The 22,322-nt window shown below is 68.4% G+C and carries 26 protein-coding genes; 17 read left to right on the top strand and 9 right to left on the bottom strand.

The window, feature by feature from the left end:
- Positions 1-26 precede the first annotated feature (26 nt).
- The 3 genes from BJY22_RS14240 to BJY22_RS14230 are packed head-to-tail and all read left to right on the top strand — an operon-like array spanning position 27 to position 2,848.
- Positions 27-782 carry an SDR family NAD(P)-dependent oxidoreductase gene (locus BJY22_RS14240; protein WP_167206985.1) on the top strand — a complete coding sequence of 252 codons (756 nt, stop codon included), beginning with the start codon at positions 27-29 and terminating at the stop codon, positions 780-782.
- Positions 783-834: 52 nt separating this feature from the next.
- On the top strand, positions 835-1,779 hold the full coding sequence (locus BJY22_RS14235; RefSeq protein ID WP_167206983.1) for an SDR family oxidoreductase: 945 nt from the start codon (positions 835-837) through the stop codon (positions 1,777-1,779).
- A 49-nt stretch (positions 1,780-1,828) separates the two neighbouring features.
- Entirely contained in the window at positions 1,829-2,848 is a 1,020-nt protein-coding gene (locus tag BJY22_RS14230; RefSeq protein ID WP_167206981.1) for a hypothetical protein, read from the top strand.
- Here BJY22_RS14230 and ychF read toward each other — a convergent pair.
- Positions 2,838-3,914 carry a redox-regulated ATPase YchF gene (ychF, locus tag BJY22_RS14225; protein ID WP_167206979.1) on the bottom strand — a complete coding sequence of 359 codons (1,077 nt, stop codon included), beginning with the start codon at positions 3,912-3,914 and terminating at the stop codon, positions 2,838-2,840. The genes BJY22_RS14230 and ychF overlap by 11 nt on opposite strands.
- Positions 3,915-4,002: 88 nt before the next feature.
- Here ychF and BJY22_RS14220 point away from each other — a divergent pair, with 88 nt between their 5' ends.
- The 8 genes from BJY22_RS14220 (at position 4,003) to BJY22_RS14185 (ending at position 10,642) form a co-directional block, all read left to right on the top strand.
- Positions 4,003-4,869, top strand: a complete 867-nt coding sequence (locus tag BJY22_RS14220; protein ID WP_337758662.1) for a DUF817 domain-containing protein — start codon at positions 4,003-4,005, stop codon at positions 4,867-4,869.
- Between the two features lie 75 nt (positions 4,870-4,944).
- Entirely contained in the window at positions 4,945-5,712 is a 768-nt protein-coding gene (locus BJY22_RS14215) for a polysaccharide deacetylase family protein (protein ID WP_167206977.1), read from the top strand.
- A 61-nt stretch (positions 5,713-5,773) separates the two neighbouring features.
- The gene (locus tag BJY22_RS14210; protein WP_167206975.1) at positions 5,774-6,943 is read left to right on the top strand and encodes a DNA recombination protein RmuC; all 1,170 of its coding nucleotides are present in this window, start codon (positions 5,774-5,776) and stop codon (positions 6,941-6,943) included.
- Positions 6,944-7,205: 262 nt separating this feature from the next.
- A complete protein-coding gene (locus tag BJY22_RS14205) occupies positions 7,206-8,387 on the top strand; it encodes a glycoside hydrolase family 64 protein (protein ID WP_238350361.1) in 1,182 nt (393 codons plus the stop codon).
- 39 nt (positions 8,388-8,426) lie between these two features.
- Complete coding sequence (locus tag BJY22_RS14200) at positions 8,427-8,777, top strand: ArsR/SmtB family transcription factor (protein ID WP_337758660.1); 351 nt, start codon at positions 8,427-8,429, stop codon at positions 8,775-8,777.
- The gene (locus BJY22_RS14195; protein WP_167206970.1) at positions 8,774-9,226 is read left to right on the top strand and encodes an SRPBCC domain-containing protein; all 453 of its coding nucleotides are present in this window, start codon (positions 8,774-8,776) and stop codon (positions 9,224-9,226) included. Before BJY22_RS14200 ends, BJY22_RS14195 begins: the two co-directional genes overlap by 4 nt.
- A 95-nt stretch (positions 9,227-9,321) precedes the next feature.
- Positions 9,322-9,855 carry a SigE family RNA polymerase sigma factor gene (locus BJY22_RS14190; protein ID WP_167206968.1) on the top strand — a complete coding sequence of 178 codons (534 nt, stop codon included), beginning with the start codon at positions 9,322-9,324 and terminating at the stop codon, positions 9,853-9,855.
- Positions 9,845-10,642, top strand: coding sequence for a hypothetical protein (locus tag BJY22_RS14185; RefSeq protein ID WP_167206966.1), 798 nt, complete (start codon positions 9,845-9,847; stop codon positions 10,640-10,642). The genes BJY22_RS14190 and BJY22_RS14185 overlap by 11 nt, the downstream gene beginning before the upstream one ends.
- Here BJY22_RS14185 and BJY22_RS14180 read toward each other — a convergent pair.
- The 3 genes from BJY22_RS14180 to BJY22_RS14170 form a co-directional block, all read right to left on the bottom strand.
- The gene (locus tag BJY22_RS14180; RefSeq protein ID WP_167206964.1) at positions 10,635-11,675 is read right to left on the bottom strand and encodes a 4-hydroxy-3-methylbut-2-enyl diphosphate reductase; all 1,041 of its coding nucleotides are present in this window, start codon (positions 11,673-11,675) and stop codon (positions 10,635-10,637) included. The two genes, BJY22_RS14185 and BJY22_RS14180, sit on opposite strands and share 8 nt — an antisense overlap.
- Before the next feature lie 14 nt (positions 11,676-11,689).
- Positions 11,690-12,085, bottom strand: a complete 396-nt coding sequence (locus BJY22_RS14175; protein WP_167206962.1) for a hypothetical protein — start codon at positions 12,083-12,085, stop codon at positions 11,690-11,692.
- Between the two features lie 92 nt (positions 12,086-12,177).
- A complete protein-coding gene (locus BJY22_RS14170) occupies positions 12,178-12,675 on the bottom strand; it encodes an HAD domain-containing protein (protein WP_167206960.1) in 498 nt (165 codons plus the stop codon).
- 45 nt (positions 12,676-12,720) lie between these two features.
- Here BJY22_RS14170 and xseA point away from each other — a divergent pair, with 45 nt between their 5' ends.
- The 6 genes from xseA (at position 12,721) to BJY22_RS14140 (ending at position 17,148) form a co-directional block, all read left to right on the top strand.
- Positions 12,721-13,938, top strand: a complete 1,218-nt coding sequence (gene xseA, locus BJY22_RS14165) for an exodeoxyribonuclease VII large subunit (protein WP_167206958.1) — start codon at positions 12,721-12,723, stop codon at positions 13,936-13,938.
- A gap of 17 nt (positions 13,939-13,955) precedes the next feature.
- Positions 13,956-14,150: an exodeoxyribonuclease VII small subunit gene (locus BJY22_RS14160; protein ID WP_167218224.1), complete on the top strand. Its 195-nt coding sequence runs from the start codon at positions 13,956-13,958 to the stop codon at positions 14,148-14,150.
- 48 nt (positions 14,151-14,198) lie between these two features.
- Positions 14,199-14,501 carry a GNAT family N-acetyltransferase gene (locus tag BJY22_RS14155; protein WP_167206956.1) on the top strand — a complete coding sequence of 101 codons (303 nt, stop codon included), beginning with the start codon at positions 14,199-14,201 and terminating at the stop codon, positions 14,499-14,501.
- 102 nt (positions 14,502-14,603) lie between these two features.
- Positions 14,604-15,527, top strand: a complete 924-nt coding sequence (locus tag BJY22_RS14150) for a hypothetical protein (RefSeq protein WP_167206954.1) — start codon at positions 14,604-14,606, stop codon at positions 15,525-15,527.
- Between the two features lie 2 nt (positions 15,528-15,529).
- Positions 15,530-16,363, top strand: a complete 834-nt coding sequence (locus BJY22_RS14145) for an SMI1/KNR4 family protein (protein WP_167206953.1) — start codon at positions 15,530-15,532, stop codon at positions 16,361-16,363.
- Positions 16,360-17,148 carry a hypothetical protein gene (locus tag BJY22_RS14140; protein WP_167206951.1) on the top strand — a complete coding sequence of 263 codons (789 nt, stop codon included), beginning with the start codon at positions 16,360-16,362 and terminating at the stop codon, positions 17,146-17,148. The genes BJY22_RS14145 and BJY22_RS14140 overlap by 4 nt, the downstream gene beginning before the upstream one ends.
- Before the next feature lie 2 nt (positions 17,149-17,150).
- Here the strand turns inward: BJY22_RS14140 and BJY22_RS14135 are convergent, their stop codons facing one another.
- From BJY22_RS14135 to BJY22_RS14115, 5 genes are all read right to left on the bottom strand, one after another.
- Positions 17,151-18,026, bottom strand: a complete 876-nt coding sequence (locus BJY22_RS14135) for a carbohydrate ABC transporter permease (protein WP_167206949.1) — start codon at positions 18,024-18,026, stop codon at positions 17,151-17,153.
- A gap of 127 nt (positions 18,027-18,153) precedes the next feature.
- A complete protein-coding gene (locus tag BJY22_RS14130) occupies positions 18,154-19,128 on the bottom strand; it encodes a carbohydrate ABC transporter permease (protein ID WP_167206947.1) in 975 nt (324 codons plus the stop codon).
- Entirely contained in the window at positions 19,125-20,195 is a 1,071-nt protein-coding gene (locus BJY22_RS14125; RefSeq protein WP_167206944.1) for an ATP-binding cassette domain-containing protein, read from the bottom strand. Before BJY22_RS14125 ends, BJY22_RS14130 begins: the two co-directional genes overlap by 4 nt.
- Before the next feature lie 10 nt (positions 20,196-20,205).
- Complete coding sequence (locus tag BJY22_RS14120; RefSeq protein ID WP_167206942.1) at positions 20,206-21,606, bottom strand: ABC transporter substrate-binding protein; 1,401 nt, start codon at positions 21,604-21,606, stop codon at positions 20,206-20,208.
- A 59-nt stretch (positions 21,607-21,665) separates the two neighbouring features.
- Positions 21,666-22,301 (bottom strand): TetR/AcrR family transcriptional regulator, encoded by a 636-nt coding sequence (locus BJY22_RS14115; RefSeq protein WP_167206940.1) that lies wholly within the window; start codon positions 22,299-22,301, stop codon positions 21,666-21,668.
- Positions 22,302-22,322: the final 21 nt, after the last annotated feature.

The raw sequence follows: 22,322 nt of genomic DNA, 5'->3' as shown, positions 1-22,322 counted from the left end.
ACCGCGTCCCCGAACAGGAGTCAACGATGACAGATCTCCACGGCAAGACAGCTCTCGTCACCGGCTCGGCCGGCGGTATCGGGCGCGCCATCGCGCTGCGCTACGCATCGCTCGGCGCCCGCGTGATCGTCAACTACGCCCACGGCAAGGAGGCGGCGCTGGCGACCGTCGAAGACATCCGGGCCCTCGGCGCGGAGGCGATCGCGGTCCAGGCCGACGTGTCCGATCTGAACGCCCTGGAAGACCTGTTCCAGCAGGCCGTCGCAGCGTTCGGGAAGCTGGACATCGTCGTCGCCAACGCCGGCGTGGAAATCGTCGACCAGTTGATCAGCGAGGTGACCGAGGAACAGTTCGACCGGCTCTTCGCCGTCAACGCGAAGGGCACCTTCTTCACTTTGCAGAAGGCGGCTCGTTACATCGCCGACCACGGCCGCATCATCAACATCGGGTCCAGCACCACGGCGATGGTCCAGCCGGGAGTCGGCCTGTACGGCTCGAGCAAGATGGCCGCCCGCTACGCCGTCGAGGTCCTCGCCCTGGAGGTCGGTGCGCGCGGAGTCACGGTGAACTCGATCATCCCGACCGCCATCGAGGGCGCCGGCGTGTTCACCGAAGTACCCGAGGACCATCCCCTGCGTGCTCTGCTCAAGTCGGGCCGTCCGCTCGAAGGCCGTTTCGGTACCGTCGACGACGTCGCCGATGCCGCCGAGTACTTCGCCGGCCCGCTCGCACGGTGGATCAGTGGACAGCACCTGCTCGTCAGCGGCGGCGCCCCCGCGTGACGGACCACAGCCGCAGTACCTCGACGACCTCCTGAGGAACGGACGGACTCCGATGGCACGCGAAGACATCGACATCACGATCCCCGACCTGCACGGAAAGCGAGCCGTCGTCACCGGCGCGAGTGACGGAATGGGACTCGGCATCGCGACGCGCCTCGCGGCTGCGGGCGCACAGGTGGTGCTGCCCGTCCGCAACCCGCGCAAGGGTGAGGCGGCGCTCGCGAAGATCCGTCAACAGACACCGACTGCGGACCTGTCCCTGCAGACGCTCGACCTGTCGTCACTCGACTCCGTCGCCGCGCTGGGACGGACCCTGGTGGACGAGGGCGAACCCATTCACATCCTCGTCAACAACGCCGGTGTGATGACTCCGCCCGAACGGCAGACCACCACCGACGGCTTCGAGCTGCAGTTCGCCACCAATCATCTCGGCCACTTCGCCCTGGTGGCGCACCTCCTGCCTCTGCTACGCGCGGGCCGAGCGCGCGTCACCTCGCAGATCAGCATCGATGCGAACCAGAACTCCATCAACTGGGACGACCTGAACTGGGAACGGTCGTACAACGGCCGGGGCGCCTACAGCCAGTCGAAGATCGCGCTCGGGCTCTTCGGACTCGAGCTCGACCGGCGCAGCCGAGCGAACGACTGGGGCATCACGAGCAATCTCTCGCACCCGGGGGTCGCCCCGACGAATCTGCTCGCGGCGCGCCCCGAGATCGGCCGCGCCCAGGAGACTCCGCTCCGGAGACTGATCAAGACGCTCTCCGCGCGCGGCATCCTCTTCGGGACCGTCGAGACCGCGAAACTGCCCGCACTCCTGGCCGCCACCTCGCCCGACGCCAAAGGGGGCGCACTCTACGGGCCGCGCGGATTCCGCCATCTCGGCGGCCCGCCCGCCGAGCAGGCCCTCTACTCCCGCCTACGCAGCACGGCCGACGCAGCCCGCATCTGGCAGCTGTCGGAGCACCTGACCGGAACCCCGATCCCAACCACCTGAAAGCAAAGTTCTCCCAGACGCTGAAGGGACTCGCGGATAGGGTCCAGGCATGCCGTTCCTCGATGATCGAGCCACCACCGAGCTGCGCACTCTCATGGCTGCTCTGTCGACAGGGCCTGACGCCCCGGAGTACGCAGCGGCACTCGCGCTGGTGCATGCCTGGGTCGGAGGCGAACTCGACGAGACCGACGACGCGGGCTCGACGCGGTTGCTGTCGCCATCGCACGGCATCGGACTGCGACTGAACGGCGGGCGACTGGCGTCGATCGCCTTCGAGCTGACCGCCAACCCCGAATTCGAAGCATTCGCCCATCCTGCCCAACTGCTGTCCGGGCTCGATCCGTCGGCGAGCAAGTCTGAGGTCCGTACCACGCTCGGTCAGCCGATCGAGAGCGCCTACGACAACGACTGGTACCTGCTGGACGGCGTCGATGCGGCGGTATACCTCGGCTGGCGCAGTACCGGCGTGCTACAGCGCCTCGTCCTCGTCAACAGAGACGGGAAGGAGTTGGCGCGCCTGCGTCGCAAGGCGGCGAAGGTCGTCGAGCAGGCGGCCGCCCAAGCCGCCGGGCGTCCGGTCCGCGTGGAGGTGCCGGAGGAGGACGGGATCCTCGGTATCGTCGACCCCGATGCCTACCGGGCGTCGCTGCCCGACTGGGACTTCGCCTCGCTGACGCGACATCTCGAGAGCGAGAGCGCGGCCGGCCGCGGTGTCTTCTGGATGGCCGGTCCGCCCGAGTTCGCCACGTACGGCATCGAGGTGCGCACCACTGCCTCGGACCGCCCGTCCGAGCGCGAGTCGGAGCATGTCGTACGGGCGAGCAAGGGGCGGCTGCGTCTCGTCGGCTACGGCACGCTCACGATGGCGGCAGACTCAGCGACCGAACGACTCGATGACGATCCCGACGCGGACGTCGCGGTGCCCGCCGGTCGGCTGTTACTGCGCATCCGGCAGCTGACGGCCACCGCCGACGACGATGCGGAGATCCCGTTCGAGATCGTCGTACAGAAGCTGGGCAAGCGGCGAGCAAAAGCTACCGCGCAGCTGGCGTGGTGGACTAAACGTTGAAGCGGAACTCCACGACGTCGCCGTCCTGCATGATGTAGTCCTTGCCTTCCATGCGGACCTTGCCGGCGGAGCGGGCGGCGTTCATGGAGCCGGCGTCGATGAGGTCGTCGTACGAGACGATCTCGGCCTTGATGAAGCCGCGCTGGAAGTCGGTGTGGATGACGCCGGCGGCCTCGGGGGCGGTGGCGCCGCGCTTGATGGTCCAGGCGCGGGCCTCCTTCGGACCGGCCGTCAGGTACGTCTGCAGACCGAGGGTCTCGAAGCCGACGCGGGCCAGCAGATCCAGCCCGGGCTCGTCGATCCCCATCTCGGCGAGCATCTCGCGCGCCTCGTCCTCGTCGCCGAGCTCGACCAGTTCGGCCTCGAACTTCGCGTCCAGGAAGATCGCCTCGGCCGGCGCGACCAGGTCCCGCATCTTCTGCTTGAGGTCCTCGTCGCCGAGCTCGTCGGCGTCGCAGTTGAAGACGTACAGGTACGGCTTCGCGGTCATCAGCATCAGCTCGCGGATCGCGTCCCGGTCCACGTCGGTCGCGATGATCGGCGTACCGGCCTCGAGGTGCTTCTGCGCCTCCCGGACCGCCTCGAGCACGACCGCGCTCTCCTTCTTCAGCCGGGCTTCCTTCTCCAGCCGCGGGATCGCCTTCTCGACGGTCTGCAGGTCGGCCAGGATCAGCTCGGTCTGGATCGTGGAGATGTCGTCGGCCGGCGAGACCTTGCCGTCGACGTGCGTGACGTCGTCGTCGCGGAACACCCGGGTGACCTGGCAGATCGCGTCCGACTCGCGGATGTGGCTGAGGAACTTGTTGCCCAGCCCCTCACCCTCCGACGCGCCGCGCACGATGCCGGCGATGTCGACGAACTGCACGGTGGCCGGAATCAGCTTCTGCGAGCCGAACAGCTCGGCCAGCTTGCCCAGCCGCGGGTCCGGGACACCGACCACCCCGACGTTCGGCTCGATGGTCGCGAACGGGTAGTTCGCGGCGAGCACGTCGTTCTTGGTCAGCGCGTTGAACAGGGTGGACTTGCCCGCGTTCGGGAGCCCGACGATTCCGATGGTGAGTGCCACGGGCGTCAAGGTTACGCGGCGAACACCGAAGTACCCCAATCCGCGGGATTCGGTCCAACCAGACGAGCGTGGGTGACGTCTCCAGTGCGTGACCACTTGGACCGGCCGCATCGGGATCTCCTCACGCTTCGTGTTCGGATGCCTGCAGTTCCTCCGCTTCGGGTGGCTGGAGGCGGTGTCGTGCCTGTTCCCGGCGTTCCTGTTCGCGGGCCTGGCGATCTCGAAGTACCTCGACCTGCCGATCGCCCGGTACGACGCCCTGCTGATCTACTGCCTTGTCCTGACGTTCCTGTTCTGGGCGGTCCGGCTGGAGACGTGGCGCGAGGTCGCGGTGATCTTCGGGTTCCACCTGGTCGGGCTCGCGCTGGAGCTGTTCAAGGTCCAGGTCGGCTCGTGGCAGTACCCGGGCGACGCCGTGACGAAGATCGCCGGGGTGCCGTTGTTCGCCGGTTTCATGTACGCCGCCGTGGGCAGCTACCTGTGTCAGGCGTGGCGGCGGTTCGACCTGCGGGTCAGCAACTACCGGCCGGTGCTGACCACGGTCTTCGCCGTCCTCATCTACGCCAACTTCTTCACCCATCACTGGATCCCCGACCTGCGGATCCCGATCGCGCTCGGGCTGCTCGTCGTGTTGCGCCGTACCTGGGTCTTCTTCACGGTCGGCGTACGGCGTTACCGGATGCCGCTGGCGTTGTCGTTCGCGTTGATCGGGTTCTTCCTGTGGATCGCGGAGAACGCCGGCACGTTCCTGGACGCGTGGAACTACCCGGACCAGGTGAGCGTCTGGCGGCTCGTGCATCCGGCGAAGTTCGGCGCGTGGTCGTTGCTGGTCAGCATGAGCTTCGTGCTGGTCGCGAGTGTGAAGTCCCTGGAGGGCCGGCTGTACCACCGTGGCAGCACTGCAACAGTCGAGATCTCACCGCAACACAGGGACGCCAACCAAGCTGACAGGTAAGGCGTCTTCTGTGATGTGAGGGCGCCGGACTGAGGGGGCGCACTGGGGAACCGCCTTAGCTGCAAGGGGAAAGTCATGTCCCGAAAGCTCGCCGCGTTCGTCGCGACCGGGGTGACGCTGGCCGTCACCGCCGGCGTGTTGCTGGTCCTGGCACTCGGGCACGAACGCCCACCGCGACCAGCCGCCGCGACCACGCAGACCTCGGCGACACCGAGCCCGGCCCCCACCGAGACGCCCACCTTGAACGCACCGCCGTCGACACCGCGCAAGCCGGTCCCGGACCCGACCGCCGCATTTGCCACCGGCAACAAAAAGGTCCTGTTCCTCAGCTTCGACGACGGTCCCGATCCGGTCTGGACGCCGAAGGTGCTGCAGGTCCTGCGGAAGCACGGTGCGCACGCCACGTTCTTCGAGCTCGGCTCGATGCAGGCCGCGCACCCGGGACTGCGCGAGCAGGTGATTGCCGCGGGCAACACCATCGGCAGCCACTCGATCACCCACGCGCAACTGACCGCGGTTTCGGCCGTGAAGCGGCGCCACGAGATCTTCGACGGACCGCGGTCGACCTGCTTCCGTCCGCCGTACGGCGCCTCGAACCCGAAGGTCCGCGCCGACATCAAGGCGGCCGGCATGGTCCAGGTGCTCTGGGACGTCGACCCGCGCGACTGGGCCCGGCCCGGGACGAACGCGATCGTGCACAACATCCTCACGCACGCGCACAACCACAACATCATCCTGCTGCACGACGGCGGCGGGAACCGCGCGCAGACCGTCGCCGCGCTCGACAAGGTCCTCCCGATCCTGAAGGCCCAGGGCTATTCCTTCCCCGCGATGAACTGCTGAACCCGGCCCGCCGGGCGTGGGGTTTCGGAAACTGTCGGTGGGGTTCGGCACTATCTGTCACATGACCGGTACGACGGTGTTGCTGATGCTGCTCTTCCTCCTGGTGGGCCTGCTGCTGGGTGCTGTGTTCGGCGTGCTGTGGGTGCGTGGACGGGACGGCGCCCAGCTCGCTCGGGTCACCGCGGAGCGCGACGCCGCCGAGGACCGCGTCGTCGAGCTGACGCAGGAGCGGACGTCCGTCGGGCAGCAGATGGGTGGCCAGGCGGTCGTCAAGGAGGCCCTGGACCGCCTGCACGCACAGCTCAACCAGCTCGAGAAGGGACGGGCGGCCTGGCAGAGCCAGCTGCATCAACAGGTCAACGAGGTGCGGATGAGCGGCGAGGCGTTGCGCCGCGAGACGGCGTCGCTGTCGACCGCGTTGCGCAAGCCGCAGGTCCGTGGCCGCTGGGGCGAGCTGCATCTGCGCCGGACGGTCGAGCTGGCCGGGATGGTTGCCCACTGCGACTTCACCGAGCAGACGACGACGGTCGGCGAGGACGGCGTACTGCGGCCCGACCTCGTCGTGCGGCTTGCCGAGGGCAAGAACATCGTCGTCGACTCGAAGGTGCCGCTGGCGGCGTTCCTCGAGGCGAGCGAGTCCGACGACGCGGCGTTCCGCGAGGACCGGTTGCGGGCGCACGCGCGGCATCTGCGGACACATGTCGACCAGCTCGCCTCGAAGGCGTACTGGACCCGGTTGTCGCCGTCACCGGAGTTCGTGATCCTGTTCGTGCCGGGCGAGTCGTTCCTGTCCGCGGCGCTCGACGTCGAGCCGTCCCTGCTCGAGTACGCCGCTGAGCGCCGGGTGATCCTCGCAACGCCGACGACACTGATCGCGACGCTGCGCGCGGCGGCGTACGCGTGGAACCAGTCGGCGCTGACCGAGTCCGCGCAGCAGGTCTTCGAGCTCGGCCGGGAGCTGTACGAGCGGCTCAGCACCATGGGCGAGCACCTCGGACGGGTCGGCCGGTCGCTCACCTCCGCCGTGGAGGCGTACAACGGGACCGTCGGCTCGTTCGAGCGGCGGGTCTTCATCACGGCGCGCAAGCTCCGCGACCTCCACGTCACCGAGTCCGAGCTGACCGCGATGGAGTCGATCGAGGCGTCCGTCCGGCCTCTCACCGCCCCCGAGTTCCTGTCCATCGACGAGTCCCCGACGACGCGCCGCTGGCCGCCGTCCCAGGCGGGCTGAGACGTTCCGGACCGCGATCGTCCGGAACTCGTTCCAGGGCGTCCCTACCTCCTGATCCCGGAGCTGCACGCCATCACAATCGCCCGCAGCCGGGACCGGTGAGCGTGGCGAGTCCCGCCACCCGGCGATTGTGATGGCCTGGCGATCTCCGCATCATCGCCCCGGGACTGCTGTCGGAAAGCCGACAGTGATGAGCTGTTGACACTTGGTGGCCTCCGCACGGAACGATGAGAGCGCTCTCTCAGGCGGACGTGAGGAGAAGATGATGCGCTTCAGAAGCAGAGTGCTGGGTGTGGTCGCGGCTGCGGCGGCGGTGGCCGGGGTGCTGTCGGCAGTCCCGGACCGGGCGGCCGACGCGGCCGTGCCCGCGACCATTCCACTGACGATCACAAACAACTCGGGTCGCACAGACCCCGTCTACATCTACAACCTGGGCACGAACCTGGCCACCGGCCAGCAGGGGTGGGCCGATGCCTCGGGCACCTTCCACGCCTGGCCGGCCGGCGGCAACCCGCCCACCCCGGCGCCTGACGCGTCGATCGCGGGCCCGGGCAACGGCCAGTCGGTGACCATCCAGATGCCGAAGTTCTCCGGCCGTGTGTACTTCTCGTACGGGCAGAAACTGGTCTTCAAACTCACCACGGGCGGCCTCGTGCAACCCGCCGTACAGAACCCCAGCGACCCGAACCGGAACATCCTGTTCAACTGGTCGGAGTACACGCTCAACGACGCCGGCCTGTGGATCAACAGCACGCAGGTCGACATGTTCTCCGCGCCGTACGCGGTCAGCGTGAACGGGAACACCACCGGCCACCTCAAGTCCGGCGGCTACAACGCGGTCTACAACGGGCTCCGCAACACCGCGGGCGGCTGGGGCGGACTGATCCAGACAGCGCCTGACGGCTCGGTCCTCCGCGCCCTCTCCCCGCTGTACGGCGTCGAGACCGGCGCGCTGCCCGCGGGCACGATGGACGACTACATCAACCGTGTGTGGTCGAAGTACAGCTCGGAGACTCTGACCGTGACGCCGTTCGGCGACCGGCCCGACGTCAAGTACTTCGGTCGCGTCTCGGGCGGCGTCATGAACTTCACCAACACCTCCGGCGCCGTCGTCACGTCGTTCCAGAAGCCCGACTCGGCCAGCGTGTTCGGCTGCTTCAAGTTGCTCGACGCACCGAACGACCAGGTCCGCGGCCCGATCTCGCGCACGCTCTGCGCCGGGTACAACCGCTCCACCCTGCTGACGAACCCGAACCAGCCGGACGCGAACAACGCGAACTTCTACCAGGACCCGGTCACGAACCACTACTCGAAGATCATCCACTCCCAGATGGCCGACGGTCGCGCGTACGGATTCGCGTTCGACGACGTCGGCAACCACGAGGCGCTCGTCCACGACGGCAACCCGCAGCAGGCCGGACTGATCCTCGATCGGCTGAACTGAGGCTTGACTCCCTCCTCCGTTAGTGGCAACTTACCGTTCGTGGGAACTTACGGATCACTCGAAGCTGCCGGACCGGTGCTGGACGCGCTGGGCGACCCGACGCGCCGGGTGATCCTCGAGACGCTGCGCACCGGCGGGCCGTGCTCGGTCGGCGTACTGGCCGAGCGCGTGCCCGTCAGCCGGCCCGCCATCTCGCAGCACCTGAAGGTGCTCGGCGCGGTCGGCCTGGTGCGGCACGAGTCACGCGGGACGCGGAACATCTACCGCGTCCACCAGGCGGGTCTCGAGGAGCTGCGCAGCTGGCTCGACCAGTTCTGGGGCGACGCGTTGCAGGCGTACGCCGACCATGTCGAGCGGACCGCCCGGCAGACCGAGGAGGAACGGACATGACTGTGGAACAAGATCTCTCACCGTTGGTGAAGACCGTCGTCGTACCGGTCGGGGTCGACCGCGCGTTCGAGGCGTTCACGGCGGAGGCGTCGGTGTGGTGGCCGCTGTTCAGCCATTCGGTCGGCGCGGCGGCAGCACACGGCGTACGGCTGGAAGGCGTGGTCGGCGGGCGCATCGTCGAGTACGGCGCGGACGGCGAGATCGCCACCTGGGGCACGGTGTCGGCATGGGATCCGCCGGCGTCGGTCAGCTTCAGCTGGCATCCCGGCGGCGATCCGGCCGAAGCCGGCCAGGTGACCGTCACGTTCGCCGCGACCGGTGACGGCACCGAGGTCCGGCTCGTCCACACCGGCTGGGAACGCCGCGGCGAAGGCGCCGGCCGCGCCCGCCTCTCCTACGACACCGGCTGGGACTACGTCCTGGGCAAGTACGTCGAGCACACCCGCTAACGCCCCGCCTGAGATCATCCAGGCACATCGCTCAACCTTTTCGGCGGGTCACGCCATCACAAGGCTGACCGAGTTGAGTGACATGGGGGGTTGGAATGGATCCAGGACGCGACCGCGAATTCGCCGAGTTCGTGGACGGGCGGTTCACCGCCCTGCAGCGGTTCGGCTACCTGCTGACCGGGGAATGGCACCTGGCCGAGGACCTGGTGCAGACCGCGCTGACCAAGGTGTGGTTCCACCGGAACTCGTTGCGCAGCAGCAACGCGCTCGAGAGCTACACGCGCACCGTGATGGTGAACACCAGCACGCAGTGGTGGCGCCGGAAGTGGCGCGGCGAGACGCCGACCGAGCAGTTGCCGGAGGCACAGGCACGGGAGCAGTACGGCTCGGTCGACGACCGTGACCTGCTGCTGCGGGCGCTCGCGGGACTCCCCCGCAGGACCCGCGCCACGCTCGTTCTGCGGTACTTCGAGGACCTTCCGGAGGCCGAGATCGCGCAGATCATGGGCTGCTCGGTCGGCACGGTGAAATCGAACATCTCCCGCGGGCTGGCCAAGCTCCGCGAACACCACCTGGTCGCCGCCGTTTCCGCTCCGGCCCCACAAGGAGGGCTGACCCATGACCGATGATCTCAAGCAGCAGTTCGAGCGGCTCGTCGCCGACCCGCCGCCGCCGAGCGCGTCGCCGAGCGAGTCCGTGTTCGCCAGGGTCCGTTCGGTACGGCGTCGCCGGACCGCCGGCGCGCTGACACTGGCGTCCGCCGCGGTGGTCGCCGTTGCCGTTGCCGCGAGCAACCTCTCGGACCTCGACAGCAGGCCGCCGGTCACCCAGACGCCGAGCGCACCGGTGACGGTGGTCACCGGCCCGCCGACGAGTACGCCGACGTCCGCGGCACCGACCGCGACCGGGACCACGAGGACCACGCAAGGCACGACGACCGCGCCGAGGACGACGACCGGTTCGACCAAGGGCTCGGAGCAGCCCGCCACCACGACGACGAAACCCACCACGCGCACCACGAACACGCCGCCACCGGTGCAGCCGCCGGCTCGGCCGATCGAGGTCGACGTCGTGCTCAAGCCGACCGTCACCGACCGCACCGTTTCGGTGAAGGTGACCGTCTCCGGCACCGTCGTCGTGCCCACGATCGACGGGAAGGACCTGCCCGCCGACACGTCCTTCCTCAACCTCTCCGGCGGTACGCAGTACTACTGGGGCGATGGCGGGGAGGGCGGTTCGGACGGCATGACCGCGCAGTGCGGAACCAACCGGAGGACCGGTCGCGAGACGTACTCGATCGAGACCCACACCTACACGAAGCCGGGTACGTACACGCTGCGCTACTCCGTCTGGTACTGCAATGCCGAGCGCCGCGTCTTCACGGTCACCGAGACCGCCAAGGTGACGGTCAGATAGTCCAGGCGTGGTCGGAGGTGCCGGTGGTGGGGAGGCCGGCCGCCTTCAGGTCGGTGCGAAGGTCGCGGGGGAGGGCGAACGTGAGGCTCTCCTCCGCGGTCGTGACTTCCTGTACGTCGGCGTACCCGCGCTCGGCCAGCCAGCGCAGCACGTCGCGGACCAGCACCTCCGGCACGCTCGCGCCACTGCTGACGCCGACCGAGTCGACACCCTCCAGCCAGGCCTCGTCGATCTCGTCGGCGAAGTCGACCAGGTAGCCGGCCTTCGCGCCGTGCTCGACCGCGACCTCGACGAGACGCACCGAGTTCGACGAGTTGCGGGAGCCGACGACGATCATCAGGTCGGCTTCCGGGGCGAGCTTCTTGACCGCGGCCTGCCGGTTCTGGGTGGCGTAGCAGATGTCGTCGCTCGGCGGGTCCTGCAAGTGCGGGAACCGCTCGCGCAAGCGCCGTACCGTCTCCATCGTCTCGTCGACGGACAGCGTGGTCTGCGACAGCCAGACGACCTTCTCGGGGTCGCGGACGGTGACGTTGGGTACGTCGTCCGGCCCGTCGACGAGGTGCACGTGATCGGGGGCCTCGCCGGAGGTGCCGATGACCTCCTCGTGCCCCTCGTGGCCGATCAGGAGGATGTCGTAGTCGGTCGCCGCGAACCGCTTCGCCTCGTGGTGCACCTTGGTCACCAGCGGGCAGGTCGCGTCGATCGTCTTCAGCTGCCGCGCGGCCGCCTCCTCGTGCACCACCGGGGCGACACCGTGGGCGGAGAAGATCACCGTTTCGCCCTCGGGCACCTCGGCGGTCTCGTCGACGAAGATCGCGCCACGCTTCTGCAGCGTCTGGACGACGTACTTGTTGTGCACGATCTCCTTGCGGACGTACACGGGCGGCCCGTACAGGTCGAGGGCCTTCTCGACCGCCACCACGGCCCGGTCCACGCCCGCGCAGTACCCCCGCGGCGCCGCGAGCAGCACCCGTTTGGTCCTCGTCGCGGTCGTCGTACCGATGTCGTCAGCCTGGCCAGTCACGGTCCCCATGGTACGGGCCGTGGTCAGCGGCGCCGGCCGAGTACCGCGTGCGAGACGGCGAGCGTGAACGTGCAGACAGCGATCGCGACCGCGGCATCACCGAACGGGGTGAGGCTCGGCGGCGAGGACCCGGCACCCGGCTTTGTGAGCAGCATCACGAATATCAGCGCCGCGAGTACCGCGATCCCCACCGGAACACCTGCGGTGGTCACTGGCCGGAAGCTCGCGTACGCCAGCAGCACGACCAGCCCACCCATCAGCAGCACACCGAGGATCGCCGGGTCGCCACCCGGACGGCCCGCCATCTCCCAGAGCGTGCCGTACCTCCCAGGCAGGAGCGGCTGGAAGGAAATCACCACCGACACCACGGCCAGCGGCGCGTACAGCCGCGCATACCCGGCGGCAAGCTGCTCTCGCATCCGGGCAGCATGCCGGACCGGAGGTTCATGGAACGTCGGGGAGCCGTCCGCCCTGTCCGGACGGCTCCTCCGCGGGAGGTGTTACCAGCACGTCAAGAATCCCCCGAAAACCCTTTCCCCGCAAAGGAATTACGCCCCCACTCCCGCAGTACCGCGAACTCCCGCCCGGTCAGCCCGCGCCGCGCATCCGCAGCAAGAATCAACTGCCCCGGAAAACGCTCTCGCTCGACGTCCCCGACCTCGTCGTCCACCCAGGCGAACGGCCGATCACCGACCCATTCCGCGACGTACGGCGTCTTCCAGGAACCGGACCGCACCCGTGTGCGGTCCGTCCAGACGATCGTGGGGAGTTCGGGCAGGCCCAGCAACGGCCCGAGGAGGCGGTTGGCGCCGTGTTCCCAGCTGCTCGCCCACACCAGGTCGAACGTGCCCGCCAGTGCGTTGAGCTCCACACCGTGCCGCGGGTTGAGAAGCACCCGCCAGGTCTTCTCGCCTTCGGTGATCTCGTGCCGCTCGTAGCCCGGCGGGATCCCGGTGGCCTTGTAGGGGTTGAGAGGGCCGTCGAAGTCCAGCAGGAGCAGTGGGCGCATTACTCAACGTTAGGGATTGTCGGTGCGGGGTCGTAGGGTCTGGGGGTGGCTTTGGAGACGTCGCCGGAAGCGCCTGCGGCCGTTCGCACGATCGCGAACGGGATCGCGAGCTGGATCAACCAGCTCGGGGCCGTGTGGGTCGAGGGGCAGCTGACGGACGTCTCGATCGGGCGCGGTACGACGACGGTGTTCGGCACGCTGCGGGACACCGACGCGGACATCTCGCTGCGGTTCACCTGCAACCGGCGGGTGTTCGAGGCCGTCGACGTCCGCGACGGCTCGCGGGTGCTCGTGCACGCCAAGCCGAACTTCTTCGCCCGCCGCGGCACGCTCGCGCTCGCCGTCAGCGAGATCCGGCACGTCGGCATCGGCGAACTGCTGGCCCGGATCGAGCGGCTGAAGCAGTTGCTCGCGGCCGAGGGCCTCTTCGAGTCGTACCGCAAGCAGAAGCTGCCGTTCCTGCCGCACACGATCGGCCTGATCTGCGGGCGGGATTCGGCGGCCGAGCGCGACGTGCTCGAGAACGCGAAGCGCCGCTGGCCGGCGGTCGCGTTCCGGGTCGAGTACGCGTCGGTGCAGGGCCCGTCGGCGGCCGGTGAGGTGATGACGGCGCTGCGGAAGCTCGACGCGGACGAGTCCGTCGAGGTGATCGTGATCGCCCGCGGCGGCGGCTCGCTCGAGGACCTGCTGCCGTTCTCCGACGAGGGCCTGATCCGCGCGGTGTCGAAGACGGGTACGCCGGTGGTGAGCGCGATCGGCCACGAGCCGGACTCCCCGCTGCTCGACCTGGTCGCCGACCTGCGCGCGTCGACCCCGACCGACGCGGCGAAGCGGATCGTGCCGGACGTGCGCGAGGAGCTCGACGGCGTGCGGGTACTGCGGGAGCGCGGCACGCGGGCGATCCGGTCGTGGCTCGACCGGGAGCTGCACGCGCTGGCGGCGATCCGTTCGCGCCCGGCCCTCGCGGCCCCGGTCTCGGACCTGCAGCGGCGGTCCGACGAGATCACGGCGCTGATCGAACGCAGTCGCCGTACCCTCACCCATCGGCTCGACCGGGCGAGTGACGACATCACGCATCGGCTGGCGAGCGTCCGGGCGCTGTCCCCGAAGGCAACACTGGAGCGTGGGTACTCCGTGCTGCAACTGGCCGACGGGACCGCGGTCCGGGAAGTGGCGCAGGTGGCGCCCGGTGACCTGCTGCAGGCGCGGGTCAGTGACGGCCGCTTCGCGGTCGAAGTCAAGACGTCCGAGGAGAACACGTGAGCGGCGACCGACCCGAGATGACCTACGAGCAGGCCCGCGAGGAGCTCGTCGAGGTGGTCCGCAAACTCGAGGCGGGCGGCACCAGCCTCGAGGAATCCCTCGCCCTGTGGGAGCGCGGTGAAGAACTCGCCGCCACCTGCCAGCGCTGGCTGGACGGCGCCCGCGAACGCCTGGCCAAGGCCCAGGCCGCCCACGACGAGAAGCCCAACTGAGCAGCCGCGGTGCCGGCGGGCTGACAGTCCGCCCGGCCCTGCCAGCAGGTGATCGGGTACGTCGGTGTCGGCCCGGAGCGTGACGAGACAGCCCCGCCGAACACGGGTGAGTTGTACGCGCTCTTCGTCCACCCCGACCACTGGGGAACCGGCGCCGGCCGCGCCCTGACCGATGCCGCGTGCGCCGACCTCCGCGCCGCGAACTGCGGCACCGTCCAGCTTTGGGTGCTCGAGGCAAATACCCGCGCCCGCCGTTTCTACGCGCGCTACGGCTTCACAGAGACCACCGACGGCACGCGCTCCTCGCTCGGCAACCTCCCCGAGCTCCGGATGACCGCACGCCTGGTGTGAAGGTTCCGCAAAGGCAGAACGATTCCTTCGGCGGTGACCTGGTCGATCACTACGGTGAACCACTTTCCTGAATCTGGTTCACCATGTGGAGGTTTTACCGGCATGATCCCGCTCCTCGTGATCGGCGTCCTCGTTCTCGGCCTCGGCGGGTTCGTCTTCTGGTTCCTGAAGATCCGTGACCCGCTGAAGGGCGAGGACTTCTACAAGTTCCACGTCGAGCAGAAGTGGGCCTGGGAGCTCGCGCTGACGCCCGAGCAGGAGAAGGCGTTCATGGCCGGCCTGGAGGCGTACGACGACGAGCGCGGCTGCTACCCGATGCGCGAGGAGGGCATCCTACGGGTGTACAGCCCGATGATGCTGATCTCGCTGTTCTGGATGACCGAACGGTTCGCCGCGATGGGGCCCGCCGCCGTACAGGATCCGGCCGGCGCCGTACAGCACCTGATGACGGAGGCCGCGGACGGTGAGACCGACGGCATCCTGTACTACGACGACGAGTGGATGGGCGAGGACGTCGAGCAGATCGACGGGATGGACAAGTACGCCTTCACCGACGCGATCATGTCAGCGACCCACGCGCAGTCGGTGGACCACGAGTTCGCCGGCGGGTACGCGGACGAGGACAAGGGCTTCGTCACGATGGGCGTTCTCGCGAAGAACCCGGAGCACGTAGCCAAGATGTACGACGATGCGTACGCGGTCTCCGGCCCGCACACGGAGCTCAACAACCGGCTGGACGTCCTGAAGGAGGTCGTGAAGCCGGTGGACGCGGAGTACGTCGCGGCGCACGACCGCGCCGATGCGGAGAAGAGCAAGTACGTGAACACATTGATCTTCTGCTTCGACCGCGTCGTGACGCACTACCACGACGCGCGGCCGCGGATGCAGTACGCCGAACCGCGCGACGTACTGTCCGTCGTGATGGCGCGGATGCTGGAGGACGGGCGATCCGGTTGCACGTGGACGCGGCCGCCGTCGCAGGAGCAGCACGAACTGGCGCTGGCGATCCTGGGCAACCGGGGCTGAGCGTGCTCGAAGATCGTGAGGGTGCGGTTGCCGACGCACTGACCGAGCTGGCCGAGCGGATCGCCGGCGCCGCGCCGCGGGGCTGGAAGCGCGCCGAACTGCGCGGGTACGCGGTCGGGGACGGCGGGTCCGGGCATCGGGGTTTCAGGTTCGCGCCGGACGACCTGAACGAGTACGGCGCGAACGACATCGACGTACACGACGGTCTGTGCGCGGTGCACACGTTGCTGGAGGCCACAGAGCACCTCACGATCGAACTGGAACTGGAAGCCCGTGGTCGTTTCCGCGCGGTCCTGAGCGAGCAACTCGACCGCGCGGACGACCGTGGCTTCCGGTACTTACTGGATGCGCGGTCCGAGCCGCCGCAACTCGACGCGCGACGATGCACCACGGACGAAGCCGGGGATGCGGGCGAAGCGGTTGCCCTGTTCCACGAATATCAGCGGCTGCTGCAGGCGGCCCTCGAGCTGCCCGAGGAGCCGGATCTACCACCTGCGCTCCCAGAGCAGGAACGCCGCGAGATCCTCGACTTCGCACTCCCCCGGGACCTCGATGCGTTGTACGCCGTGGCCGACGGTGACGGTGGGCGTGGGCAGTTCCACGGCTTCGGTTGGTTGGGTCTCGAGCTGCTGGCGGATCTGAGCGCGGAGCACTGGTGGGCCACACGCGGGTGGCGGCAGTATGTTCACCGCTCGTTCGTCAAGGAATTCGGGCCGCCGTCGTCGATCCGGCGGGTGAGCGACCATCCACGCTGGATCCCCTTTGCCACGGACGGCTTCGGCGACTACCTCGCCTCGACATGGCACCCGGGCCGAACGGACGGCCCGGCCAGGTGATTCTGATCGGGCGTCACCAGGACGACGGGCCGGTGTACGTCGCGGAGTCGGTCACCGAACTGCTCCACGCACACGTAGAGGCGCTGCGCTCCGGCCGGATCGAGCGCGACGAGGACGGCGGGCTGTGGATCAACTCGGGCGACCCCTACCACCACAAGCGCCGGTACGACGACAATTGCCGGCTCGTTGTCAGCGGTCGGGACGCGGGGCCGGTTCGTGGGGTGACCGCGGAAACCCGTGAGTTACTGGTACACGACGCGCCCTGGGTCGATCTCGAACCGGTCCGCGAGGCGCCGGCGCTGCTGAGGTTCTCGATCCACAACTGCGCCGGGCTCGACCTGTCGCCCCTGCAGGCGACGCCGGTCGAGGTGGTGGAGCTCGCCACCGACACGATCGACCTGTCCGCCCTGCAGGGCCATCCGACCGTGGGACGGGTCGTACTGCGCAGCGCGAAGCCGGTCGATCTGCGACCGCTGGCCTCCTGCCCGAACCTGCACACCCTTGATCTGACCGACGCGCCCGCCACTGACGTGTCCGTCGTGGGCCTGCTCACCGGCCTGCGCTACCTGAGGATGCTGCGCCCACAGTGGCAGGCCGCCCACCAGCTCCCCACGTCCTTGGCGGTCGCCGAGCTCGCCGAGGAGCCGCTGCAGGAACGGAAGTACTACTGGTCGTTCGACAAGGCTTACGAGAAGCGCCGCCCCACCCTGCCGGACGCCCTCGAATGGGCGGACCGCCTGACCAACGGAACCACTGACATCCTCACGATCAAGGGCAGGTTCTAGCGTCAGCCTTTGACGGCACCATGGGTGAAGCCGGCGATGAAGCGGTTCAGGAACGCGTTGAACACCAGCGCGATCGGTACGGCGACCAGGACGGTCGCGGCCTGCAGCGACTGCCAGAAGAAGACATCCCCCCGGACGAGGGCCGTCGGTACGCCGGTGCTGATCGGCTTCTCGGCCGACGGCGACACGAACGCCAGCGCGTAGATGAACTCGCTGGCGGTCAGGGTGAACGCGAAGACCACGACGGCCACCACACCGGGGAACACCAGCGGTACGACGATCCGGACGAACGCGCCGAGGCGGCTGTACCCGTCGACCATCGCCTGTTCCTCGATGTCCTTCGGGATCGCCCGCAGGAAACCCATCAGCAGCCACACCGAGACCGGGATCGTGATCGTCGGGTAGACGAGCACCAGCGACCAGGTGCGGTCCTGCAGTCCGAAGGCCACCACCATCCGTGACAGCGACAGGAACAGCAACGTCGGCGGCACCAGGTACACGAAGAAGATCGCGATCGCCATCGGCCCCGACCACGGCCGGTCCAGCCGGGCCAGGCTGTAGGCCGCAGGCAGGCCGAGCCCCAGCGTGATCGCGGTGACCAGCAAGCCGACCCACAGCGTGTTCCAGACGAAGGTCGGGAACTCAGTGCCGGAGAACAAGTAGTCGACATGCTCGGTCGTAGGCGTGAGGTTGAAGAGGAACGGGTTGTTGCTGCGCCGGTAGAGGTCCCGGTTCTCCTTGAAGGCGGTGATCCCGGCCCAAAGGAACGGCCCGGCCGCACCGAGCGCCGCCAGTATCGCGAGCAGGTACACGGTGATGCGGGACGCCAGGTGACGTCGCCGCGCCCGCCGCCGCAACAGCTCGATCTCGCCGGTCATGGGGCCTCCCGGCCTGGACTGAGGAGCGAAGGGAGCGAAGCGACCGGAGCGACCGGAGCGACGAGGGAAGGCCGGGAGTTACAGCCCCATGACCCGCCGCGCCGGAGGCGTGGCATCAGTACTGTCTTCATGAAACATCCATCCGGCGTACCGCCCTGAGGATCGCGATTGCCGCGGCCAGGAGCAGCGGGAACAGGAACAACGCGATCGCCGCGCCCTGGCCGACGTCTCCGCCCTCGATGCCGCGGAAGAACGCCCAGCTCGCGAGCACCTGGGTGGAGTTGGTCGGACCACCCCGGGTCAGCACGTAGACGACCGCCATGTCGGTGAAGGTCAGGATCGCTCCGAACAGCGCGGCTACGGCGATGACCGGCAGCGTCAGCGGGATGGTGATCTCGAACATCCGCCGCCAGAACCCGGCGCCGTCGACCGACGCCGCCTCCTGCACGTCCTTCGGGATCGCGACCAGGCCGGCCATCATGATCACCGCGGCGAGCGGGACCAGCCGCCAGACGTGCACCACGATCACCGATCCGATCGCCAGATCCGGTTTCCCGAGCCAGTACATGTTCGCGTCGATCAGGCCCAGCTCGCGCAGCACCCAGTCGATCGGCGAGAACACGGAGTCGAGCAGCCACAGCCAGGCGATCGTGGACAGCGCCACCGGTGTGGTCCACGGCAGCAGGACCAGGAAGCGGACCAGCCATTTGCCCCGGAAGTCGGCGATCAGGACGTTCGCCAGTACCTTGCCCAGGACAACGATGAGCAGCATCGAGACGACCGTGAAGACGACGGTGTTCCGCAGCGAGCGCCAGAAGACCGGGTCGTCGAAGACGTCCTGGTAGTTGCGCAACCCGGCCCAGTCGAAACTCGGATCCCCGGCCGTGACATCGCTGAAACTGAACGCGATCGCCAGGAAGAACGGGATCGCGACCAGCGCGACGATGTACCCCACCGACGGCAGCAGGAACACCCAGGCGAGCAGCGCGTCGCGGTCGGCGAAGCGCCGCCGTGCCCGCGGGTGGGCCGGCGGTGAAACCTCGGGCCGCGCCTCGGTGAGCTGACCGTGCGGCTGTGGTGGGATCAGCGCCGGATCGGTCATGACCCGGTCCGTACCGACACGGGCTCGGTCCGCTCGCCGCTGTCCGCGTCGAAGAACCGCAAGCGCTCAGCGTGAACGGCGAACTCGTGCTCCTCCCCCGGTTCGACCGGCGCCGTCACGGTCGCCGGCAGTCGCGCGATCACTCGCGTCTCCGCCCCCAGCCCGCGGACAACGCCGTACAGATGCCGGTCACCGGACAGGTACTCGACCCGGTCGACCTGGAAGGGAACCACCAGCCGGTCATCGCCGTGGACCAGGGTTTCCGGCAGCAGGTGTTCCGGCCGGAAGCCGACCAGTACGCCGTCGCGCGGGACGAGGTTCATCGGCGGGGAGCCGAGGAACGTCGCGACGTACGTGTCCGCCGGGTCGTCGTACACCTCGACCGGCGGGCCGAGCTGCCGGATCCGGCCGGCGTACATGACCGCGATGCGATCGCCCAGGCCCATCGCCTCGACCTGGTCGTGGGTGACGTAGATCGTCGTGGTCCGGACCCGGCGCTGGAAGCGCTTGAGCTCGTCCCGGGCGCTCGCCCGCAGCTTGGCGTCGAGGTTGGACAGCGGTTCGTCGAGCAGGAAGACGCTCGGTTCCCGGACCAGGGCCCGTGCCAGCGCGACCCGTTGCCGCTCCCCGCCGGACAACTGGCGCGGCCGCCGGTCGAGCAGCTGACCGATCCCGAGCAGCTCGGCGGCCCATTCGGTCTTCTCGGCCCGGGCGGCCTTGTCGACGCCCTGGGCCTTGAGCGGGAAAACGATGTTCGCGCGCACCGTCTTGTGCGGGTACAACGCGTAACTCTGGAACACCATGGCGACCCGGCGGGCCCGTGGCGGCAGCTCGTTCACGACGTGCCCGCCGATCCGCACCTCGCCGTCAGTTGGTTGCTCGAGGCCCGCGACCGTCCGGAGCAGCGTGGTCTTGCCGCAGCCCGACGGCCCCAGCAGCACCAGGTACTCGCCCTCGGTCGTGGCCAGGTCCACACCGTCGACCGCGTTCACCCGGCCGTGCGCGCCGCGGCGCGCCCGTCCGCCCTCGAACACCTTACGCAGCCCGCGAAGCTCGACGACAGCCACGTCAGCTCACCTACGCCCCGCCGACCAGGCCGCGCTTCCGCCACTTGTCGAAGATGGGCTTGATCTGCCGCTCCGCATCGGCGACCGCCTGCTCGGGGTTCAGCTCGCCACGCGCCGCCTTCGCGAACATGTTGGGGATGACGAAGGTCGCGAAGACCTCGCCCTCGGCCGTGTTCGCCGGCCCCGGGTGGCCGATGTTCGTACTCCACTCGATCGCGTTCTTCAGCACGCCCAGTTTGTTCTCCGGCTTCGCACCGAACGGGTCCCGGTCGAGCCAGCCGTTCAGCTGCGGCACCAGCCTGGGGAAGGCCGGCAGGTCGTAGAGCTTCGAGTGGTACGTCGCCGAAGGCCAGTTGGCCGTGTAGTGCAGCAAGAACTCCTTCGCCGCGTCGACGTTGCGCGCGTGGCTCGGGACGATCCAGTTGTACATCACGTGCTGTGCGGCGAGGGAGTCCTCAGGGCCTTTGAGCGCCCTGGTGAAATAGATGTCGTCGGCAACTTCCGGGTTGGCTTCCTGGGCGGTGCGCCAGGCCGAGATCGAGTTCAGGATGTACGACATCTGGCCGGCGATCAGGCCCTGGTTGTTGGATGCCGGGTTCCAGGAGAAGACCTCGTTCGTCATCGTGTCCTTGAACAGGCGTTGCATGAACTCCACCGCGGCGACCGTCTCGGGCGAGTTGATCACCACCTGCTCGTCCTCGTTCTGGATCGAGGCGCCGTACGACCACATCAGGGCCCGGCCGGCCATGTTGGAGTCGATCTCCTGGGACATGCCCAGGCCCATCTGGATGTTCTTCGCCTTCTTGATTTCGGCACCGCCCCGGAGCAGGTCCTCCCAGGAGGTCGGGCCGTCGGGCAACCCGACCGACTCCCACAAGCTCTTCCGGTAGTCACCGGGGTCGGGCACCCAGCCCGGTGAGTAGGCGTAGTGCTTGCCGGTGGCCGGGTTCTGGCTGGACTTGACGCACAGCTCCAACTGCTCGCCGAACCGGTTGGCCGCTTCCTCGGCGACGTCCTTGAGGTCGACCACACTCGGCTCGAACTGCGACAGCGGGGCGATGTACTGGATCAGGTCATGACCCTGCCGGGCCTGGATCTCGGCCGCCGTCCGGGCCACGATCTCGGTGTTGTTGATGTGGTCGACGGTGACGTTGACGCCGACCTCCTTGCCCCAGTTCTTCGCGAACGGGTCGAACCACTTGTCGTGACTCGGTACGAAGTGGCTCCAGAGCAGGATCTTCAGGTCGCCGGACAGCTTCGCGTTCGGGCCGGTGAAGGTCGGGCTCGGCGCGGGGACGGTCGCTTCCGGCGGCCCGGTGTCCTCCCCGGCGTCTCCGCAGGCTGCGGCTGCTGCGGCCACAGCGGTCAACCAGAACAGATCACGGCGGGATAGGTGAGTCGGCTCGTTCATAGCCAACCTCCAGAGCAAGACTCATTCCACAGTAGGACTGTCGGCGCCCTGTGGACAGGTCAGCGCTCTGCGGCGTTCAGCAGTGTCCCAGCGATCTGACGGAGTCCGGCTTTCACTCGCTCCAAGTCGAAGCCCTGGTCACGCAGAGCGTTGTGCAGGTCTGCTGCCAGTGGTGCGAGGAGGACGTGGGCCGTGTAGTCCGCATCCAGCTCAGGGCGGGCGGCCTCGACGAGGTGGGCCAGGTGGCGGTGCCAGAGGTGGTACGAGCCGATGCGGTAGCGGGCGCCGTCGGAGGCGTTCTCGCTGTCCATGAAGAGCGCCACGTGCCGGTCGAGTAGGTCGAGGTACGCGTCGAGGAACGCCATCACCCGGACGAGCGGTGGAGCGCCGGGGCCGAGTGGCGGTGGGCCCGTGATGATCTTGGCCTGCAGTTCCTGCTCCCGTTCGTCGAGCAGCGCGACCGCGAGCCCCGCGCGGTCCCCGAAGCGGCGGAACACGGTGCCCTTCCCGACCCCCGCCTCCGCGGCGATCGCGTCGAGCGAGACGTTCTTCACCCCGTGCTCGGTGAACAGCCGCTCGGCCGCCTCCAGGACGCGCAGGCGATTGCGCCGCGCATCCGCCCGCTCCGGCCGCGGCTCCCCCACGACCGGCAGACCCCGTTGTGAAGCGGACTGCGGTCCGGTACTGTCGTTCATAAGACGGACTGTAGTCCGCTA

It is taken from the genome of Kribbella shirazensis, from assembly GCF_011761605.1.
GTDB classification, from domain to species: Bacteria; Actinomycetota; Actinomycetes; order Propionibacteriales; family Kribbellaceae; genus Kribbella; species Kribbella shirazensis.
This window is presented reverse-complemented; position numbering and strand designations above follow the sequence as displayed.

Excerpts from the sequence above, each read along its gene's own strand:
- BJY22_RS14240 (WP_167206985.1), top strand. The coding sequence starts at position 27 with ATGACAGATCTCCACGGCAAGACAGCTCTCGTCACCGGCTCGGCCGGC.
- BJY22_RS14175 (WP_167206962.1), bottom strand. The coding sequence starts at position 12,085 with ATGCGAGAGCAGCTTGCCGCCGGGTATGCGCGGCTGTACGCGCCGCTG.
- BJY22_RS14215 (WP_167206977.1), top strand. The coding sequence starts at position 4,945 with ATGTCCCGAAAGCTCGCCGCGTTCGTCGCGACCGGGGTGACGCTGGCC.
- BJY22_RS14130 (WP_167206947.1), bottom strand. The coding sequence starts at position 19,128 with ATGACCGATCCGGCGCTGATCCCACCACAGCCGCACGGTCAGCTCACC.
- BJY22_RS14160 (WP_167218224.1), top strand. The coding sequence starts at position 13,956 with ATGACCTACGAGCAGGCCCGCGAGGAGCTCGTCGAGGTGGTCCGCAAA.
- BJY22_RS14190 (WP_167206968.1), top strand. The coding sequence starts at position 9,322 with ATGGATCCAGGACGCGACCGCGAATTCGCCGAGTTCGTGGACGGGCGG.
- BJY22_RS14180 (WP_167206964.1), bottom strand. The coding sequence starts at position 11,675 with ATGGGGACCGTGACTGGCCAGGCTGACGACATCGGTACGACGACCGCG.
- BJY22_RS14205 (WP_238350361.1), top strand. The coding sequence starts at position 7,206 with ATGATGCGCTTCAGAAGCAGAGTGCTGGGTGTGGTCGCGGCTGCGGCG.
- BJY22_RS14230 (WP_167206981.1), top strand. The coding sequence starts at position 1,829 with ATGCCGTTCCTCGATGATCGAGCCACCACCGAGCTGCGCACTCTCATG.
- BJY22_RS14235 (WP_167206983.1), top strand. The coding sequence starts at position 835 with ATGGCACGCGAAGACATCGACATCACGATCCCCGACCTGCACGGAAAG.
- BJY22_RS14150 (WP_167206954.1), top strand. The coding sequence starts at position 14,604 with ATGATCCCGCTCCTCGTGATCGGCGTCCTCGTTCTCGGCCTCGGCGGG.
- BJY22_RS14115 (WP_167206940.1), bottom strand. The coding sequence starts at position 22,301 with ATGAACGACAGTACCGGACCGCAGTCCGCTTCACAACGGGGTCTGCCG.
- BJY22_RS14195 (WP_167206970.1), top strand. The coding sequence starts at position 8,774 with ATGACTGTGGAACAAGATCTCTCACCGTTGGTGAAGACCGTCGTCGTA.
- BJY22_RS14210 (WP_167206975.1), top strand. The coding sequence starts at position 5,774 with ATGACCGGTACGACGGTGTTGCTGATGCTGCTCTTCCTCCTGGTGGGC.
- BJY22_RS14135 (WP_167206949.1), bottom strand. The coding sequence starts at position 18,026 with ATGACCGGCGAGATCGAGCTGTTGCGGCGGCGGGCGCGGCGACGTCAC.
- BJY22_RS14185 (WP_167206966.1), top strand. The coding sequence starts at position 9,845 with ATGACCGATGATCTCAAGCAGCAGTTCGAGCGGCTCGTCGCCGACCCG.
- BJY22_RS14120 (WP_167206942.1), bottom strand. The coding sequence starts at position 21,606 with ATGAACGAGCCGACTCACCTATCCCGCCGTGATCTGTTCTGGTTGACC.
- BJY22_RS14170 (WP_167206960.1), bottom strand. The coding sequence starts at position 12,675 with ATGCGCCCACTGCTCCTGCTGGACTTCGACGGCCCTCTCAACCCCTAC.